The organism is Streptomyces sp. NPDC048171 (assembly GCF_043202655.1).
In the GTDB taxonomy this organism is placed as follows: Bacteria; Actinomycetota; Actinomycetes; order Streptomycetales; family Streptomycetaceae; genus Streptomyces.
The window spans coordinates 215,602-230,094 of record NZ_JBIDAU010000001.1 but is presented as its reverse complement, the minus strand read 5'-3'; the positions used below and the strand labels follow the sequence as shown (position 1 = coordinate 230,094).

The window sequence follows — 14,493 nt, the reverse complement described above, 5'->3', positions numbered from 1 at the left end:
GATCAGCCCTTCCGGGTGCGGTTGCGGGTACGGGTGTCGGTGACGATGTGCAGGTGGGAGAGCAGCCAGGCGTTGAAGTGCTCGGGCTGTTCCTGGTTGGCCAGGTGACCGGCGTCCTTGACGATCACGTAGGCGGTCCGGTGCAGACCGCCGGCCAGGACCTGTGAGGCGTCGGGGCCGGTGATCCGGTCCTTCTCCCCGCACAGGACGAGCGTGGGCGCGGCGACCCGGGCGAGTTCGCCGCGCAGGTCGGTGCGGGCCATCGACTCGGCCGCCTGCCGGTAGCCGGGCGGCCGGACCGCGTCGGCCATGGTGTCGACGACCCGCCGCACCAGTTCGGGCGGCGCGTCCTCGGAGACGAGGCGGGGGCCGCGCCGCTCGGCGAAGGCGCGCGGGCCGAGGCTCTCCAGCTCCGGGACCCGGGCGCGCATGGCGGCGGCCTTCTCGCGGCTGGTGCCGGAGCCGGGGGTGGAGTCGGCGACGGTGAGGGAGGCGACGAGGTCCGGGTGCCGGGTGGCGAGCCGCAGCCCGATCACGCCGCCCCACGAGACGCCGACGACGTGTGCCTCGGTGTCCCGCGCGCGGATGACGGCGGCGGCGGTGTCGGCGTAGTCGTCGAGGGTGAGATCGTGCTCCGGATCGGCCGACTCGCCGTATCCGGGCGCGTCCCAGGCGACCATCCGGTGGCTCGCGGCGAGCGCGTCGGTCTGCGGTGCGAAGGCGGCGGACGAGGAGCCGATGCCGTGCAGGCACAGCACCAGCGGTCCGTGGTCCCCGGTCTCCGCCAGGTGCAGCCCGGCGAGGTCGTGGGCGGTCACAGGATCTGCCCCCGGCGTCCGGCCAGCGCGGCGAGCGAGCGCAGCACGGCGTACGGGACGACCTGGCTGGTCGCCGGGTTGCCCGGGTCGGGGACGTGGCGGACCTCGAAGCGGTACGAGCCCTGCGGCCCGTTCGCCTCGATGACGTGGGAGGTGTGCGCGGCGCCCGGGTCGGCGACGACCCGTACCCGTACGGCGTCGAGGTCTCCGACCGCGAGGGCGACGGAGGCGGCGACGTTGGTGGACTTGGGGAACCTGACCGGTACGTCGCGTGCGGTGCCGCGCATGACCTCCACCGGCCCGGAGGCGGACCGCATGCGGGCGAGCGTCTCCTCGTCCATCCAGGGCTGTTCGAGGGTGGACGGCAGTTTGGTGGTGGTCAGGGTGACCTCGCCGAGCGGCCCCATGGCCCGTACGGCCTGGAGCAGGTCGAGGCCGCCGACCGCGCCGCCGGTGAAGTAGACCCGGCCGGGTCCGGCGGTGAGGAGCTTCTTGGCGAGTTCCTCGTCGGTGAGCGCTCCGGTGGAGGCCACGAGCAGGTCGGTGCCGGAGGCGAGGACGGCCTCACCCCATTCCCGTACGACGCCCTGGCCGGCGGCCTCGACGATCAGGTCGCAGGCGGCGAGGGCTTCCTCCATGGCGAGCTGCGGGGCGGGAACGGCGTCGCCGAGGGGACGGTTGTCGACGATGCCGACGAGTTCGGCGCCGGGCACCTCGCCCGCGGCGAGCGCGCCGCCGACGGTGCGGCCGATGGCGCCCCAGCCGACGATGCCGACCTTGCGTGTGCCGCCGTTCATGCCGCTGCTCCTTCGGTGCCGGCCGGGGTGGGGGTGGCGGGGGCGTCCACGGGCGGGACGACCGGGCTGCCGTCGGGGGTGCCCGCCATGTGCGCCCGGATCCGCTGCGAGGGCGGGCCCGCGGTCCCCCACAGGTCGGACAGCTCGGGGGTGCGCCGCCACACCTTGCAGATCCAGGTGTCCTCGACGATCTGGGCGACCTCGGTGGTGTACTCGCAGACCAGGCCCGTGGGGTCGGTGAAGTACGAGAACGTGTTGTTGCCGGGGCCGTGCCGGCCGGGGCCCCACTCGGGGGTGATGCCGTGGTGTTTGAGCCGGCCGAGGCCGCGCATGAAGTGGTCAAGCGAGGTCATCTCGTAGGCCACGTGGTTGAGGGAGACCCACGGTGCCTGGTTGAAGGCGACGCAGTGGTGGTCGGTGCCGCAGCGCAGGAACGCCATCTGGTGCTCGGACCAGTCGGAGACGCGCATGCCGAGCACGTCGCGGTAGAAGGCGACGGAGGCGTCGATGTCGGGGGTGTTGAGGACGGCGTGGGTGACGCCCACCGGCAGGGACACGTCCCGACCGCGCGCGGTGACCGCCCAGGTGTCGGCGGAGAGTTCGACCAGCCGTCCGTCGAGGTCGTGGAAGCGCAGCCCGTAGCCGCCGCCCACCTGGTCGAGCGGGCCGGGTCCGGTGACGAGCGCGATGCCGCGGGCCCGGAGCCGGTGCGCGGCCTCGTCGATCTCGGCCGGGGTGCCGAGCGCGAAGACGAGGCGGCCCAGGCCGACGGTGTCGGAGCGGGTCAGGCGCAGGGCGTGGTGCTCCTCGCCGGTGCCGCGCAGCCAGCTCGCGCTGTGTTCGGCCTCGACGACCTGGAGGCCCCACACCTCCTCGTAGAAGTCGACGGCCTCGGCGTAGTTCGGGGTGAGCAGTTCGACCGAGCGCAGGGCGCGCAGGCGGCCGATCGGGGGGTGGGTCGTGGCGAGGTCGGTCGGGGGGTGGTTCATGGCGGGATCTCCCGTGGTGTGGGTCAGTTGGCCCAGGGCAGGGGCGTGGAGTCGGTGCCCCAGTACAGGGACTTCTGCCGCTGGTAGGCACGGATCAGGTCGCGGCCCTTCTCGATGCCGAGCCCGGAGTCCTTCACCCCGCCGAAGGGGGTGGAGACGGAGAACTGCTTGTAGGTGTTGATCCAGACGGTTCCGGCCTCGATCCGCCGCCCGAGCCGCCAGGCGGCCCGCGCGTCCCGGGTCCAGATGCCGCAGGCGAGCCCGAAGACGGAGTCGTTGGCCTGGGCGACGAGTTCGTCCTCGTCCTCGTAGGGCAGGGCGACGAGCACCGGGCCGAAGATCTCCTCCTGGCAGACGCGGGCCGAGTTCGGCAGGGAGTCGATCACGGTCGGCAGGTAGTAGGCGCCCTTCGCGTACCGCTCGCCCTCGGGTACGGCGCCGCCGCACAGCACCCGGCCGCCCTCCTCGCGGGCGAGTTCGACGGCCGCGGCGACGCTGTCGCGGTGCGCGTGGTGCACGAGCGGCGCGACCTGTGTGCCGGGGGCGGTACCGGGGCCGACGCGCAGCTCGCGCACCCGCCGGACGAGTTCCGTGACGAAGGAGTCGTACCGCGAGGCGTGCACGAAGAGCCGTGAACCGGCGATGCAGGACTGGCCGCTGGAGGAGAAGATCCCGTACATGACGCCCGCGAGGGCCTGTTCGACGTCGGCGTCCTCCCGCACGATCGTCGGTGACTTCCCGCCCAGTTCGAGCGAAGCGGGCACGAGCTTGTCCGCGGCCACGCGGGCGATGGCGCGTCCGGTGGCGGTGCCGCCGGTGAAGCCGATCCTGCCGACCAGCGGGTGTCTGGCGATCGCGTCGCCCACGACGCTCCCCCTGCCCGGCAGGACGGCGAGCAGCGCGGTCGGCAGTCCGGCCTCGGCGAGGACCCGGTGGACCAGGCGCCCGAAGGCGAGGGAGACCAGCGGGGTCCACTCGGCGGGTTTGAGCAGGACGGCGTTGCCGCCGGCCAGGGCGGGTGCCGTCTTCTGCGCGTCGGAGGCGATCGGCGAGTTCCACGGGTTGATCGCGCCGACGACGCCGATCGGTTCGTGGGTGCTCATCGTGAGGTACGGGCCGCGCGAGGGGGTGAGCGCGTCCTCGCCCGTCTCCAGGGCGGCGGCCGTGTACCGGAAGGTGCCGGCGGCGCTCAGCGCGAGGGCGCGGGTCTCGCCGAGGGTCTTGCCGGTGTCGGCGGTCTGCAGCGCGGACAGTTCGTCGGCGTGCTCCTCGATCAGGTCGCCGATCCGGTACAGGACGCGGGCCCTGCGGTGGGGCGGGAGGTCGCGCCACTCGGGTGCGGCGGCGGCCGCGGCGGCCGCGTGCGCGGCCTCGTCCACGTCCTCCGCCGAGGCGGCGTGGCCGGTGGTGAGGACGCTTCCGTCGGCCGGGTCGACGGTGTGGATCGGACGTCCGCCGCCACGTCGCCACTGTCCCGCGATGAGTATCTCGTCGGCTGGGATGCGCGGCATGAAGGGCCTCCGGGTGGGGTGCGTCTAAGTGCTAGAAATCTAAGGGCTTAAATATTTTTCCCGCAAGGGGCCGCCGTCGGAAATTTTCGACGACGTCAGGAGTAAGCCTTGCCTAACCTCGGCTGGCTACCGGTAGAACTTAAGCGCTGAGAAATTCAGCGCCTACATAAGTAGGGCGCGCACCTCTCCAGCCCTCACCGCCGCCGGGCACGCGGTCGCTCCGCCGTGCCGTGCGGCCCGAACCGTCCCGTGCGGCCCTGTAGCCTCCCCTCCGTACGGGATCCGGAGACCTCACCATGACGATCGACGCAGCTCGCGACACCCCAGGCCGACATGGCGACCAGGCCGAGCTCGCGGCCGCCATCGGCGCCCGCTTCGAACGCCTGCCCCTGTGCCGCTGGCAGGTGATGGTCCGGCTCGTCGTCGGCGCCGTCACCTTCTTCGAGGCGTTCGACCAGCTTCTGATCGCCTACGCCCTGCCGGACCTGCGCGCCGAGTGGCACCTGGGCACGACCCAGGTCACGGCTCTGATGACCGTCGGATCCATCGGCATGCTGGTCGGCGCCCTGGTGTCGGGCAGGCTCGCGGACCGCATCGGCCGGGTGAAGGTGATCGCCGGCTGCATCGCCCTGTCGGGCCTGTGCAACCTGGCGCTGACGCTCTGCACCTCGCCCGAGCCGTTCATGGCGCTCCGCTTCGTCCAGGGCATGGCCATCGGCGGCGAGGTACCGATCGCGGCCACCTTCATCGCGGAGATCACCCGCGCCCACAAACGCGGTCGCTTCGTCCTCCTGTACGAGCTGGTCTTCCCGGCGGGCCTGACCGCCGGCGCGCTGCTGGCCGCCTGGCTGGTGCCGGTGCTCGGCTGGCGCTGGGTGTTCGGCCTGGCGGCCGTCCCCGGCCTGCTGTGCTTCGCCCTCGCCCGCTACGTGCCGGAGTCGCCGCGCTGGCTCGCCGACCACGGCAGGCACGAGGAGGCGCTGACGACGATGGCGTCGATCGAGCGGAAGGTCGAGAGGATCACCGGCGCCCCGCTGCCCGCCCCCGCTCCCGCGTCGCGCGTCCGGTCGGCCGCCGCGGGCAAGGGCGGCGGCCTGCGCGAACTGCTGAGCGGCAGGTACGGCAGGCGCACCCTCGTCATCGGAGCTCTCTGGTTCACGGGCTACTTCGCGAACTACGGCATCACGTCCTGGCTGCCGACCATCTACAAGGACCACTTCGACCTCAGCCTGTCCACGGCACTGCTCTACTCGACGGTGACGAGCTGCGCGGGCCTGGTCGGCTGCCTGGTCGTCGCCCTCACCGTCGACCGGGTCGGCCGCCGCAACACGGTGATCTGGTGCATGGCGGCCGCGGCCCTCTGCCTGCTGCTCCTGGGCCTGACCGCCGGCGGCTCGGCGGCGAGCGTCCTGGTCTGGACGTCCCTGGCGGCGGTCTTCCTCTTCGGCTCCAACATCTGCCTCTACCTGTACACCCCGGAGCTGTTCCCCACCCGGATCAGGGCGCTGGGCTCCAGCGTGGGCGGTGCGGCGAACCGCCTGGGCGTCATCCTCGGCCCGGTCGTGGTGGGTGCCATCTACGCGGGCGGGGCGCTGGGCGGGGTCTTCGTGACCCTGGCGGTCGTCTCCGTCGCCGGCTCCCTGGTGGCGGCGGCCTGGGCGGAGGAGACCAGCGGCCGCACGCTGGAGGACATGGCGCCGTAGCCGGCGCTCACCCGGCGTGCGTGCGCGCGATCCCCGCCGCGAGCCGGCGCACCAGCTCCCGGGCCGCCTCCGGGGCGACGACCTCGATGTGCTCGCTGAACTGCAACAACTGGCGTACCGCGTCGATCCGGTCGTACGCCACGGTGACCTCGACCCGCCCGTCCGCCCCCGGTTCGCCCGCCGTCCTGAGCCTGGCGCCCAGGATCCGGCGGGCGAGGTCGAGGCTGCCGGCGTCGACGCGGGCGGTGACCACGACGCGCTCCTCGCTCTCCAGCGCCTCGCCCAGCTCCCGCGCCGTGCCCACGAGGTCGGCACCGGGCCGCAGCCGGCGGGCGCTGTCGAGTACGGTCCAGCGCTGGAGACGGGAGAGGGCGAACATGCGGGGCCGCCCGTCGCGGTCGGCGACCAGGTACCAGCGCCCGCCCCGCTGCACGAGCCCGTACGGGTCGACCACGAGGTCCCGCGCGGTCGTGGCGCCGCTGCGCCGGTAGACGATCCGCAGCCGCCTGGCCGTACGCACGTCGCGGACCAGGCCCGCCACGTCGGGCAGGGGCGCGGCCTCCTCGAACCAGGGCCGGTTGTCGATCGCGATCACGTCGGTGAGGGCCAGCGGCAGGTCGTCCCGGGCGGGCGGCGGTGACCGGCGTGAGGTGAGCTTGCGCAGCGCCGACCGGGCGGCCGCCTCGCCGCCGAGCTGGCGGGCCCGGTCGAGATCGAGCCCGACCGCCCGCAGCAGGTCCGCCTCTCCGGTCGTCAGCTTCGCCAGGTCCACCTGGTCGCCGGGCAGCAGGCTGATGCCCCCGTACTTGCCCCGCTCGGTGAAGACGGGGATGCCCGCGTCGACCAGCGCCCGCACGTCGCGCAGCACGGTCCTCGTCGAGACGCCCAGCTCCTCGGCCAGCGCCTCGGCGGTGGTTCGCGGATGCGCCTGCAAGGCGGCGAGCAGCTCGATCAGGCGCTGGGGCCGGCTCATGGCGACAGCTCCCTCGTAGGACTCACTCCGCCGGATCTCCTCGTCGGAACACGACAATCCCTGTCATGTTCTCACGCGAGGCTGTACCGCGAGGGCCGGAACCGGCCCGCCCGGAAGGAGCCCGACAGCCATGCCCGCACCGAATCTCTTCCTCGTCTACGTCACCGACGTAGAGCGCGCGACCGCCTTCTACTCCGACCTGTTCGACATCAAGCCGGTGATGACCACACCCCGCTACGTTCCGTTCGAGGTCGCCCCGGGCGTGCTGTTCGCGCTCTGGAGCGGCGGCGCGGACCAGGTCGCCCCGGGGACGCCGCGCACCTCGGAGGTCGGCCTCATGATCCCGGGCTCCTCGGCGGCCATCGACGGGATCCACGCCGCGTGGGTGGCCAGGGGCGTCACGGTGGTCGAGGAACCCCACGACGAGGTCTTCGGCCGCACCTTCGTGATCGCGGACCCGGACGGCAACCTGATCCGGGTGTCGCCGGTCGACTAGCTGTGTGGGCATGGATAGCAGAGGGTGCGGGGTGGGCATCAACTCGCCGTCGCGCTGGAATGTGCTTGTGCCGCAGGGACAGGATCGTCCCTGACGCGCGAATGTCCCAGCGTGATCAGTGGATTGTTGACTGGAGGTCTGCGTGCCGAGTGAGGCAGTTGAGTCGTGGCAGCGTGTTGTGTCCTGGCTACGTGAGTACGCCCCGGTCAGTCACCGCGCTCTGGGGGATGCGGCGAGCGAGGAGGAGATCGCTGCTGTCGAGGAGAAGACGGGTGTTCGGTTCCCGAAGGCCCTGCGTGCCTATCTGAAGGTCAACAACGGGACCGTCACCCGGCTCGACGCGTCGAACGGCCTGACGGGGTCCTGCCCTGAAGGCGAGTTCCTCGTCGGCGGATGGGCGCTGCTGCCTCTGTCGAGTATCGAGCGGCTGCATCATCAGATGATGCCTGGTCCGAGCGAGGATGAGGACTATTGGAGGAAGGGCTGGATTCCCTTCGCCGCCGAGTCCTACTCGTGTGGTGAGATGTACGGCTTCTTCATCGACGCGGAGACAGGTTCGGTGGGGCAGTGGAGTGACGGCGACGTAGAGACCATGGGTCTTTTCCCGGACCTGTCGGAATTCTTCGCATCGGTTCTCGAGGATCTGGAGCGGATCCTCGGTCCGGAGGAAACCAGTCAGCGGATCCAGTGTGGCTGCGTCACCCTCAACTGAGGCACACGGGGAGCTTCTGGGTCGTGGTGGTCGGCGCCCATCCGGTGATCGTTTCCGGTCAGCGCACTACCGAGCCGAGCGGCACGCCGGCGTCTCCTCCTACCGCCGCGGCAGCCGCCGGATCAGCAGGCCAGTGACCGCAGCCAGGGCCCCCAGCAGCCACGAGCAGTCGATCAGCGCCCGCGTGAAGTCGGTGGCCGACAGGGAAGCCGCCGTCTCCTGCGGGTCGGCGCCGAGCAGGGCGACGAAGAGCGTGCCGAACACGGCCACCCCCAGCGAGATGGCGGCCTGGTTGACGGTGAGCAGGATGGCGGAGCCCGCACCGGCGTCCTCCGCGGGAACGGTTGCGAGGATGCTGCCGACCAGCGGTGCCGCCACCAGTCCGCCGCCCGCACCGGCGACGAGCAGCGCCGGAGCCATGGTGAGCGCGGCGAGGGGCGGGTCCGGTGCGGGGCCGGGCAGCAGAGTGACGATGAGGACGAGGTATCCGACCGCCATGGCTCCGGCTCCGGCGACGAGCACGGCCTTCCCGTACCGCGCCACCAGTCTCCGGCCCACCATCGAGGCACCGGCGAACCCGACGCCGAGCGGCAGGAACGCGATGCCCGAACCGAGCGGCGACAGGTGCAGCCCGTCCTGGAAGACGTAGGCGAGCAGCAGGAACAGCCCGTAGTTGCCGCTGTAGAAGAAGACGACGACGGCCAGTCCCAGACTGAATCCGCGCTTGCGCAGAAGGGAGGGCCGCACGAGCGGCATACCTCCCGAACGGGCACTTCGCTGCTCCACCCGCCACAGCGCGGCCAGCGCCAGCGCCGAGCCGCCGAACATCGCCCAGATCCACGGCGGCCACCCGCCCGCCTGGCCCCGGATGAGCGGATAGATGAGCAGGGTCATGGCGATCGCGGTCAACAGCAGCCCGGGAATGTCGAGTTCGTGCCGGTCCCCGGGCCGTGACTCGGGGAGCAGGGCGGCAGCACACGCCGCCGCGACCAGCCCGATCGGCACGTTGACCAGGAAGACGGAACGCCAGCCCAGGCCGAACACGTCGAGTTCGAGCAGCAGCCCGCCGAGAATCTGCCCCGCGATCGCCCCCATCCCCAACGTCGCCCCGTACAGCGCCAGGGCGCGGGGCCGTTCCTGCGGCGAGAAGACGGTCTGGATCAGCGCCAGCACCTGAGGCAGCATCAGAGCGGCCGCCAGCCCCTGCCCGATGCGCAGCAGGATGAGCGCCCCGGCCGTCGGCGCCGCCGCGCACGCCGTCGACATCACCACGAACGCCACCAGGCCCGTCACGAACACCCGCTTGTGCCCGTACGTGCCGCCCAGCCGCCCTCCGGTGGTCAGGGCGACGGCGTACGCCAGCACATACCCGCTGATGACAAGCTGGAGATCGGCGAACCCCGCGTTCAGATCGCGCTGAATGGAGGGGGCGGCGACGTTGACGATCAGTACGTCGAGGATTCCCATGAACGTGGCGGCGAGCAGCACGGCCGTCGCACCTCGCCGCCGCCCTCGCCCGCCATCGCCGACTGCCGTGTCTGCTCGGTCCATGGCCGACACCTACCACCCTCGGGGCGGCGGACCGGATCACCCGGCCCCGGTGTCCGGCGATTCCGCCGGGATGCCGCCGTGCCCCTCACGCCGTCCGCGCCTCGCGAGCAGCGGCCGTACCCAGCTCGCACCAGACGTACTTGCCCCGGTTGCCCTCGCGGGCCAGCGGCTGCCAACCCCACACGTCCGCGCAGGCCCGCACCATCGCCAGCCCCCGCCCGTCCTCACGGTCCAGGGCCCGGTCGAAGGGCTGCGGCGGCTCCGGCGGCGAGGGATCCGCGTCCCAGGCGCCGAGGCGGAGGACTCCGGTCCCGGACCAGCGCACCCGGAGGGCGGCGGGCCCCTTGGTGTGCCGTACGGCGTTGGAGACCAGCTCCGTCGCCAGCAGTTCGGCGAGGTCGACCAGGCGGATCAGGCCGTGCATCGTCAGGATCAGCCGGAGGGTACGGCGGCAGACGGTGACTGCGCGGGGGTCGTTCGGGATGTAGAGGGAGTACTCCCACGGATCGTTTTCGGGCATGTCGGCTCCTGTGACGGGGAGGGTGGAGGCGGTGCGGTGTCATGCCGCGTCCGTCACGGCATGACGGAGCGGTGCGCTTCCAGCACCATGCGTTGCACGTTGCTCACTTCGCGTCACTGACGGTAGGGCATATATTTATTACTCAGCAAGCCGATCGCGTAATCTTGCCGCGAACGAGCCAACCACGGGCGTTCGTTGAGCGAGGAGGAAGCTGTGCCGCCCAGACGTACGCCCACCGCGCGCCAGGAGCGCCTGGGGTCTGAACTACGAAAGATGCGGGAAGCCGCGGGCCTCAAGGCCACCGAGGCGGCCAGCCTACTGGGCGTGAACTCCGTCCAGATCAGCCAGATCGAGTCCGGGATCGCGGGCGTGAGCGAGGAACGCCTGAGGCGACTCGCCGCGCATTACGCCTGCACGGACGACGAGTTGGTCTCGGCTCTGGCCGCGATGGCGACGGACCGCACGCGCGGCTGGTGGGAGGAGTACCGGGGATCACTGCCGAACTCGTTCTTGGACCTCTCGGAGTTGGAGCACCACTCCTCCCTCCGGTGGGACGTGGATTTCCTGCACATCCCGGGGCTGCTTCAGACCGATGACTACGCCCGCTCCCTCTTCTCCTACGTGAACCCGCAGTTCTCGGCGGACGAGATCGAGCGCTGGGTGGAGCACCGCAGGAAGCGCAGGGTCATCATCGAACGGTCGCGGCCGATCCCGTACGAGGCGGTCATCCATGAAGCGGCCCTGCGGATCAAGGTCGGCAACGACATCCAGGCGAGAGCACAGCTCGCCCACGTCCTGGATCTCTCCGCGTCCGACCACGTCACCGTGCGCGTCATCCCCTTCTCGGTGGACGGCTTCGCCGGAGCCGGCAGCGCCATGGTGTACGCGGGTGGACCCGTCCCCAAGCTGGACACCGTTGTACGCGACGCGCCTCACGGCACCCTTTTCGTCGACGCGGAAGCCCAACTGGGTCACTTTCGAACACTTTTCCGTAGGGTGGGAGAAGTGGCGTTCGAGCCGGAGCGTTCCCGTGACTTCATCCATGAGCTGGCGAAGGAGCTGTGAGACCTGATGACCCCCGGCGCATGGAAGAAGTCGTCCCACTCCGGCGGGGGTGAAGGCAACGCCTGCGTGGAGGTGGCCCCCCGTCCCCCTCGGATAGCCGTCCGCGACTCCAAGGCGCCCGACCGCGCCGTACTCACCTTCCCCGCCGCCTCCTTCGCCGCCTTCCTCGACACCCTCCGGAAGCCCGCCCGGGAATAACCGGAGACCCCCTCCTGTTACGTCGCCGAGCGACCCCGCCACGCCACACGCAACAGGAGGCACCCCGCCATGCCCGCAGACGCCGCAGACGCCGCCGAGGAGATCCGGGGCACCGCCCAGGGCACCGCCCCCGTCCCCCTCTCCGTGCTGGACCTGGTGACCGTCGGCGCCGGACGGACCGCCACCGACGCCCTGCGGACCAGCGTGGACATCGCGCGCCTGGCCGAGCGGCGCGGTTTCCACCGGTACTGGGTCGCCGAGCACCACTCCATGCCCGGCGTCGCCTCCTCCTCCCCCGCGGTGATCCTGGCCCACCTCGCCGCCCACACGGACCGCATCCGGCTCGGCTCGGGCGGCGTCATGCTGCCGAACCACGCCCCCCTCGTCATCGCGGAGCAGTTCGGCACGCTGGAGGCCATGGCCCCCGGCCGCGTCGATCTCGGCCTCGGCCGCGCCCCCGGCACGGACGGGGCCACCGCCGCCGCCCTGCGTCGCACGGACCGGCTGAACGAAGGCGCCGACGACTTCCCGCAGCAGCTCGCCGAGCTGATCCGGTTCCTGGACGACGACTTCCCCGACGGGCATCCGTACGGGCGTATCCACGCCGTGCCGGGGCCCGTGCAGGCCACCTCGCCCGGGGGCGTGCAGTCGGCCCACCGGCCGCCGGTGTGGCTGCTCGGCTCCTCCGGGTTCAGCGCGCGGCTGGCCGGCACCCTCGGGCTGCCGTTCGCCTTCGCGCACCACTTCTCCGCGCAGAACACCGTCCCGGCCCTCGACCTGTACCGGGACTCCTTCCGGCCGTCCGCCGTCCTGGACGCGCCCTACGCGCTCATCGGCGTCTCCGCGCTCGCGACCGACGACGAGAAGGAGGCCCGCCGCCAGGTGCAGGCGGCCGCGCTGAACATGGTGCGGCTGCGCACGGGCCGGCCGGGGCTCGTGCCGACGCCCGAGGAGGCCGAGGCGTACGACTTCAGCCCGATGGAGGAGGAGTTCGTGCGGTCCTGGAACGCCAACGTCATCCACGGCACCGCCGACGAGGTGCGGACCGGCCTGGACGACCTGCGCAAGCGCACCGGCGCCGACGAACTGATGCTCACCGCCAACGCCCACGGCGGCGACGTGCGTCTGCGTTCCTACGAGCTGATCGCCGACGCCTACGGTTTGCCGGCCGCCTGAACCCCGGCCGCGCCGGGCCCGGCGGAGCCCAGCAGCGCGGAGATGCGGTCCGGTGCCACCGGTCGGGAGTACAGCCAGCCCTGACCGGTGTCGCAGCCGATGCGGCGCAGGCGGGTCGCCTGGTCGGAGGTCTCCACGCACTCGGCGGTGACGGTCAGGCCGAGCCGGTGGGCGAGCTGGACCATCGCCTCGACGATGACCTCGTCGGCCGGGTTGCCCTCGGCGGTCGCGGCCGACCCGGCACCGCCGACGCCCTCGTACTGGAAGCCCCGCACGAAGGCGCCGTCCAGCTTCAGGACGGAGACCGGGAGCCGGCTGAGGTACGCCAGGTTCGAGTAACCGGTGCCGAAGTCGTCGATGGCGATGTGGACGCCCATGTCGCTGAGCGCCTTGAGAACCTGGAGCGGGCGGCCCGCCGAGCCCATGACCGCCGACTCGGTCAGCTCCAGCTGGAGCAGGTGCGGGGCGAGGCCCGTCTCCTCCAGGGTGCGGGCCACGTCCGCCACCAGGTCGGAGTCCCAGACCTGGCGGACCGCCACGTTGACGCTGACGAAGATCGGCGGATCGTCCGGGTGGGCCAGCTGCCACCTGCGCGCCTGGTGGCAGGCCGTGCGCAGGATCCAGCGGCCGAGCGGAACGATCGAGCCATCCTCCTCCGCCAGTGCGATGAACCGATTCGGCGCCAGTACGCCGAACTGAGGATGATTCCAGCGGATGAGCGCCTCGACGCCCCGCACCCGGCCGTCCTCCATGCCGACCAGCGGCTGGTACTCCAGCGCGAACTCGCCGCGCTCGATGGCCGGACGGAGCGTGGCCGCGAGCGCCTGACGGGTCATGCGGGTGGCGTTGCGCTCCGGGTCGAAGAGCGTCCAGCGGGCCCGGCCGTCGGCCTTGGCCCAGTACAGGGTCGTGTCGGCCGCCTGCATCAGGGCGGTGGGGGTGGTACCGGCGGTGTGGCGTTCGACGACGCCGACCGAGGCGGTGACCGAGAGACGGCGCTCGGACAGCTCGAACGGCGGCTGGAGGGCCGCCAGGACGGCTTCCGCCAGATCGGCGACCTGTTCGGTCCCGGTGGAGTCCTCCACGAGCAGGGCGAACTCGTCGCCGCCGAGCCGGGCCACCAGCGGGGCGCCGCCCGAGCGAGTACCGGCGGCCTCCTCCGCGCACCGCGTCAGCCGCTCGGCCACGGCGGCCAGCAGGCGGTCGCCGACACGGTGGCCGTGGGTGTCGTTGACGGCCTTGAAGCCGTCCAGGTCCAGGTAGCAGACACCGATCCGGCCGGTGCCGCCGTGCTCGTAGGTCTCCGCCTCCAGGGCGGCGGTCAGCCGCTCGAAGAACAGGGCGCGGTTGGGCAGCCGGGTCACCGGGTCGTGCATCTGGAGGTGGCGCAGCCGCGCCTGGAGTTCGCGCCGCGCGCTGACGTCGGCGACGGACAGCAGCAGGCCCGGGGTGTCCCCGGCGTCGGCCAGCGGCTCGACCGTCACCTGCGCCCACAGGGAGTGCCCGTCGGCCCGCTTCAGCCGCCGGGTGCAGCGCAGCCGGGGCTGCCGGCCGCGCAGCACCTCGCGGTACGCGTGCCAGATACCGGCGTCGGAGGCGAGGTCGACGAGGTCGGCCGCCACGCAACCCACCAGCGCGCCCGGGTCGTTGCCGAGCAGGGTGCCGAGGGTGTCGTTGGCGCTGACGACCAGGCCCTCGGCGTCGACGACGGCCATGGCGAGAGGGGCGGCGGTGAACACCGAGCGATAGGCCGCGGGTCTCTCGCGCCCCGTACGAGGAGCCAGGTCATGGTCACTCTCCGTGACGGCCGACCGGTCGAGGGCTGCCGCGGACGTCGGCCCTTCGGAGGTTCCGTTCACCGCTCGCTCCCGCAGTGCCTCGATCTCTGTTCGTGCTCTGTTGGTGCAGGAAAGTGTGCCGATCATAGAGGCTGACACCGGACCCTTCCAGCCGCCTTTCCGCGTTCCGGACCAAGCGGCCACTC

General features: G+C 71.9%; 14 protein-coding genes. 6 read left to right on the top strand and 8 right to left on the bottom strand.

Annotation, left to right across the window (positions count from 1 at the left end; genetic code table 11):
• Positions 1–2 precede the first annotated feature (2 nt).
• Genes ACGF3J_RS01050 through ACGF3J_RS01035 form a run of 4 tightly spaced genes read right to left on the bottom strand, consistent with a single transcriptional unit; the run spans position 3 to position 4,115 of the window.
• Complete coding sequence (locus ACGF3J_RS01050) at positions 3–818, bottom strand: alpha/beta fold hydrolase (RefSeq protein WP_393853326.1); 816 nt, start codon at positions 816–818, stop codon at positions 3–5.
• Positions 815–1,615, bottom strand: coding sequence for an aspartate dehydrogenase domain-containing protein (locus tag ACGF3J_RS01045; protein ID WP_393853325.1), 801 nt, complete (start codon positions 1,613–1,615; stop codon positions 815–817). Before ACGF3J_RS01045 ends, ACGF3J_RS01050 begins: the two co-directional genes overlap by 4 nt.
• Complete coding sequence (locus tag ACGF3J_RS01040; RefSeq protein ID WP_393853324.1) at positions 1,612–2,604, bottom strand: VOC family protein; 993 nt, start codon at positions 2,602–2,604, stop codon at positions 1,612–1,614. Before ACGF3J_RS01040 ends, ACGF3J_RS01045 begins: the two co-directional genes overlap by 4 nt.
• Positions 2,605–2,627: 23 nt before the next feature.
• Positions 2,628–4,115 (bottom strand): aldehyde dehydrogenase, encoded by a 1,488-nt coding sequence (locus ACGF3J_RS01035; RefSeq protein ID WP_393853323.1) that lies wholly within the window; start codon positions 4,113–4,115, stop codon positions 2,628–2,630.
• A gap of 296 nt (positions 4,116–4,411) precedes the next feature.
• On the opposite strand from ACGF3J_RS01035, the gene ACGF3J_RS01030 reads away from it, so the two are divergent.
• The gene (locus tag ACGF3J_RS01030) at positions 4,412–5,818 is read left to right on the top strand and encodes an MFS transporter (protein ID WP_161332539.1); all 1,407 of its coding nucleotides are present in this window, start codon (positions 4,412–4,414) and stop codon (positions 5,816–5,818) included.
• A gap of 7 nt (positions 5,819–5,825) precedes the next feature.
• On the opposite strand, the gene ACGF3J_RS01025 is transcribed toward ACGF3J_RS01030, so the two are convergent.
• Positions 5,826–6,791 carry a YafY family protein gene (locus ACGF3J_RS01025; RefSeq protein ID WP_161332540.1) on the bottom strand — a complete coding sequence of 322 codons (966 nt, stop codon included), beginning with the start codon at positions 6,789–6,791 and terminating at the stop codon, positions 5,826–5,828.
• Between the two features lie 130 nt (positions 6,792–6,921).
• Here ACGF3J_RS01025 and ACGF3J_RS01020 point away from each other — a divergent pair, with 130 nt between their 5' ends.
• Both ACGF3J_RS01020 and ACGF3J_RS01015 read left to right on the top strand, forming a co-directional pair.
• The gene (locus ACGF3J_RS01020; protein WP_161332541.1) at positions 6,922–7,287 is read left to right on the top strand and encodes a VOC family protein; all 366 of its coding nucleotides are present in this window, start codon (positions 6,922–6,924) and stop codon (positions 7,285–7,287) included.
• Positions 7,288–7,429: 142 nt separating this feature from the next.
• Positions 7,430–7,999 (top strand): SMI1/KNR4 family protein, encoded by a 570-nt coding sequence (locus ACGF3J_RS01015; protein ID WP_346346336.1) that lies wholly within the window; start codon positions 7,430–7,432, stop codon positions 7,997–7,999.
• 99 nt (positions 8,000–8,098) lie between these two features.
• Here the strand turns inward: ACGF3J_RS01015 and ACGF3J_RS01010 are convergent, their stop codons facing one another.
• Together ACGF3J_RS01010 and ACGF3J_RS01005 are read right to left on the bottom strand one after the other, a co-directional pair.
• Positions 8,099–9,487 (bottom strand): MFS transporter, encoded by a 1,389-nt coding sequence (locus ACGF3J_RS01010; protein ID WP_393853322.1) that lies wholly within the window; start codon positions 9,485–9,487, stop codon positions 8,099–8,101.
• Between the two features lie 148 nt (positions 9,488–9,635).
• Positions 9,636–10,070, bottom strand: coding sequence for an ATP-binding protein (locus tag ACGF3J_RS01005; RefSeq protein WP_161332543.1), 435 nt, complete (start codon positions 10,068–10,070; stop codon positions 9,636–9,638).
• A 213-nt stretch (positions 10,071–10,283) separates the two neighbouring features.
• On the opposite strand from ACGF3J_RS01005, the gene ACGF3J_RS01000 reads away from it, so the two are divergent.
• The 3 genes from ACGF3J_RS01000 (at position 10,284) to ACGF3J_RS00990 (ending at position 12,509) form a co-directional block, all read left to right on the top strand.
• Complete coding sequence (locus ACGF3J_RS01000; protein WP_161332544.1) at positions 10,284–11,135, top strand: helix-turn-helix transcriptional regulator; 852 nt, start codon at positions 10,284–10,286, stop codon at positions 11,133–11,135.
• A gap of 6 nt (positions 11,136–11,141) precedes the next feature.
• Positions 11,142–11,333 (top strand): DUF397 domain-containing protein, encoded by a 192-nt coding sequence (locus ACGF3J_RS00995; RefSeq protein ID WP_161332545.1) that lies wholly within the window; start codon positions 11,142–11,144, stop codon positions 11,331–11,333.
• Positions 11,334–11,402: 69 nt separating this feature from the next.
• Positions 11,403–12,509 (top strand): LLM class flavin-dependent oxidoreductase, encoded by a 1,107-nt coding sequence (locus ACGF3J_RS00990; protein WP_161332546.1) that lies wholly within the window; start codon positions 11,403–11,405, stop codon positions 12,507–12,509.
• Here ACGF3J_RS00990 and ACGF3J_RS00985 read toward each other — a convergent pair.
• Positions 12,488–14,368, bottom strand: a complete 1,881-nt coding sequence (locus ACGF3J_RS00985) for an EAL domain-containing protein (protein WP_161332547.1) — start codon at positions 14,366–14,368, stop codon at positions 12,488–12,490. The two genes, ACGF3J_RS00990 and ACGF3J_RS00985, sit on opposite strands and share 22 nt — an antisense overlap.
• Between the last annotated feature and the right edge of the window lie 125 nt (positions 14,369–14,493).

Excerpts from the sequence above, each read along its gene's own strand:
- ACGF3J_RS01005 (WP_161332543.1), bottom strand. The coding sequence starts at position 10,070 with ATGCCCGAAAACGATCCGTGGGAGTACTCCCTCTACATCCCGAACGAC.
- ACGF3J_RS01035 (WP_393853323.1), bottom strand. The coding sequence starts at position 4,115 with ATGCCGCGCATCCCAGCCGACGAGATACTCATCGCGGGACAGTGGCGA.
- ACGF3J_RS00990 (WP_161332546.1), top strand. The coding sequence starts at position 11,403 with ATGCCCGCAGACGCCGCAGACGCCGCCGAGGAGATCCGGGGCACCGCC.
- ACGF3J_RS01020 (WP_161332541.1), top strand. The coding sequence starts at position 6,922 with ATGCCCGCACCGAATCTCTTCCTCGTCTACGTCACCGACGTAGAGCGC.
- ACGF3J_RS01045 (WP_393853325.1), bottom strand. The coding sequence starts at position 1,615 with ATGAACGGCGGCACACGCAAGGTCGGCATCGTCGGCTGGGGCGCCATC.
- ACGF3J_RS01030 (WP_161332539.1), top strand. The coding sequence starts at position 4,412 with ATGACGATCGACGCAGCTCGCGACACCCCAGGCCGACATGGCGACCAG.
- ACGF3J_RS00995 (WP_161332545.1), top strand. The coding sequence starts at position 11,142 with ATGACCCCCGGCGCATGGAAGAAGTCGTCCCACTCCGGCGGGGGTGAA.
- ACGF3J_RS01025 (WP_161332540.1), bottom strand. The coding sequence starts at position 6,791 with ATGAGCCGGCCCCAGCGCCTGATCGAGCTGCTCGCCGCCTTGCAGGCG.
- ACGF3J_RS01040 (WP_393853324.1), bottom strand. The coding sequence starts at position 2,604 with ATGAACCACCCCCCGACCGACCTCGCCACGACCCACCCCCCGATCGGC.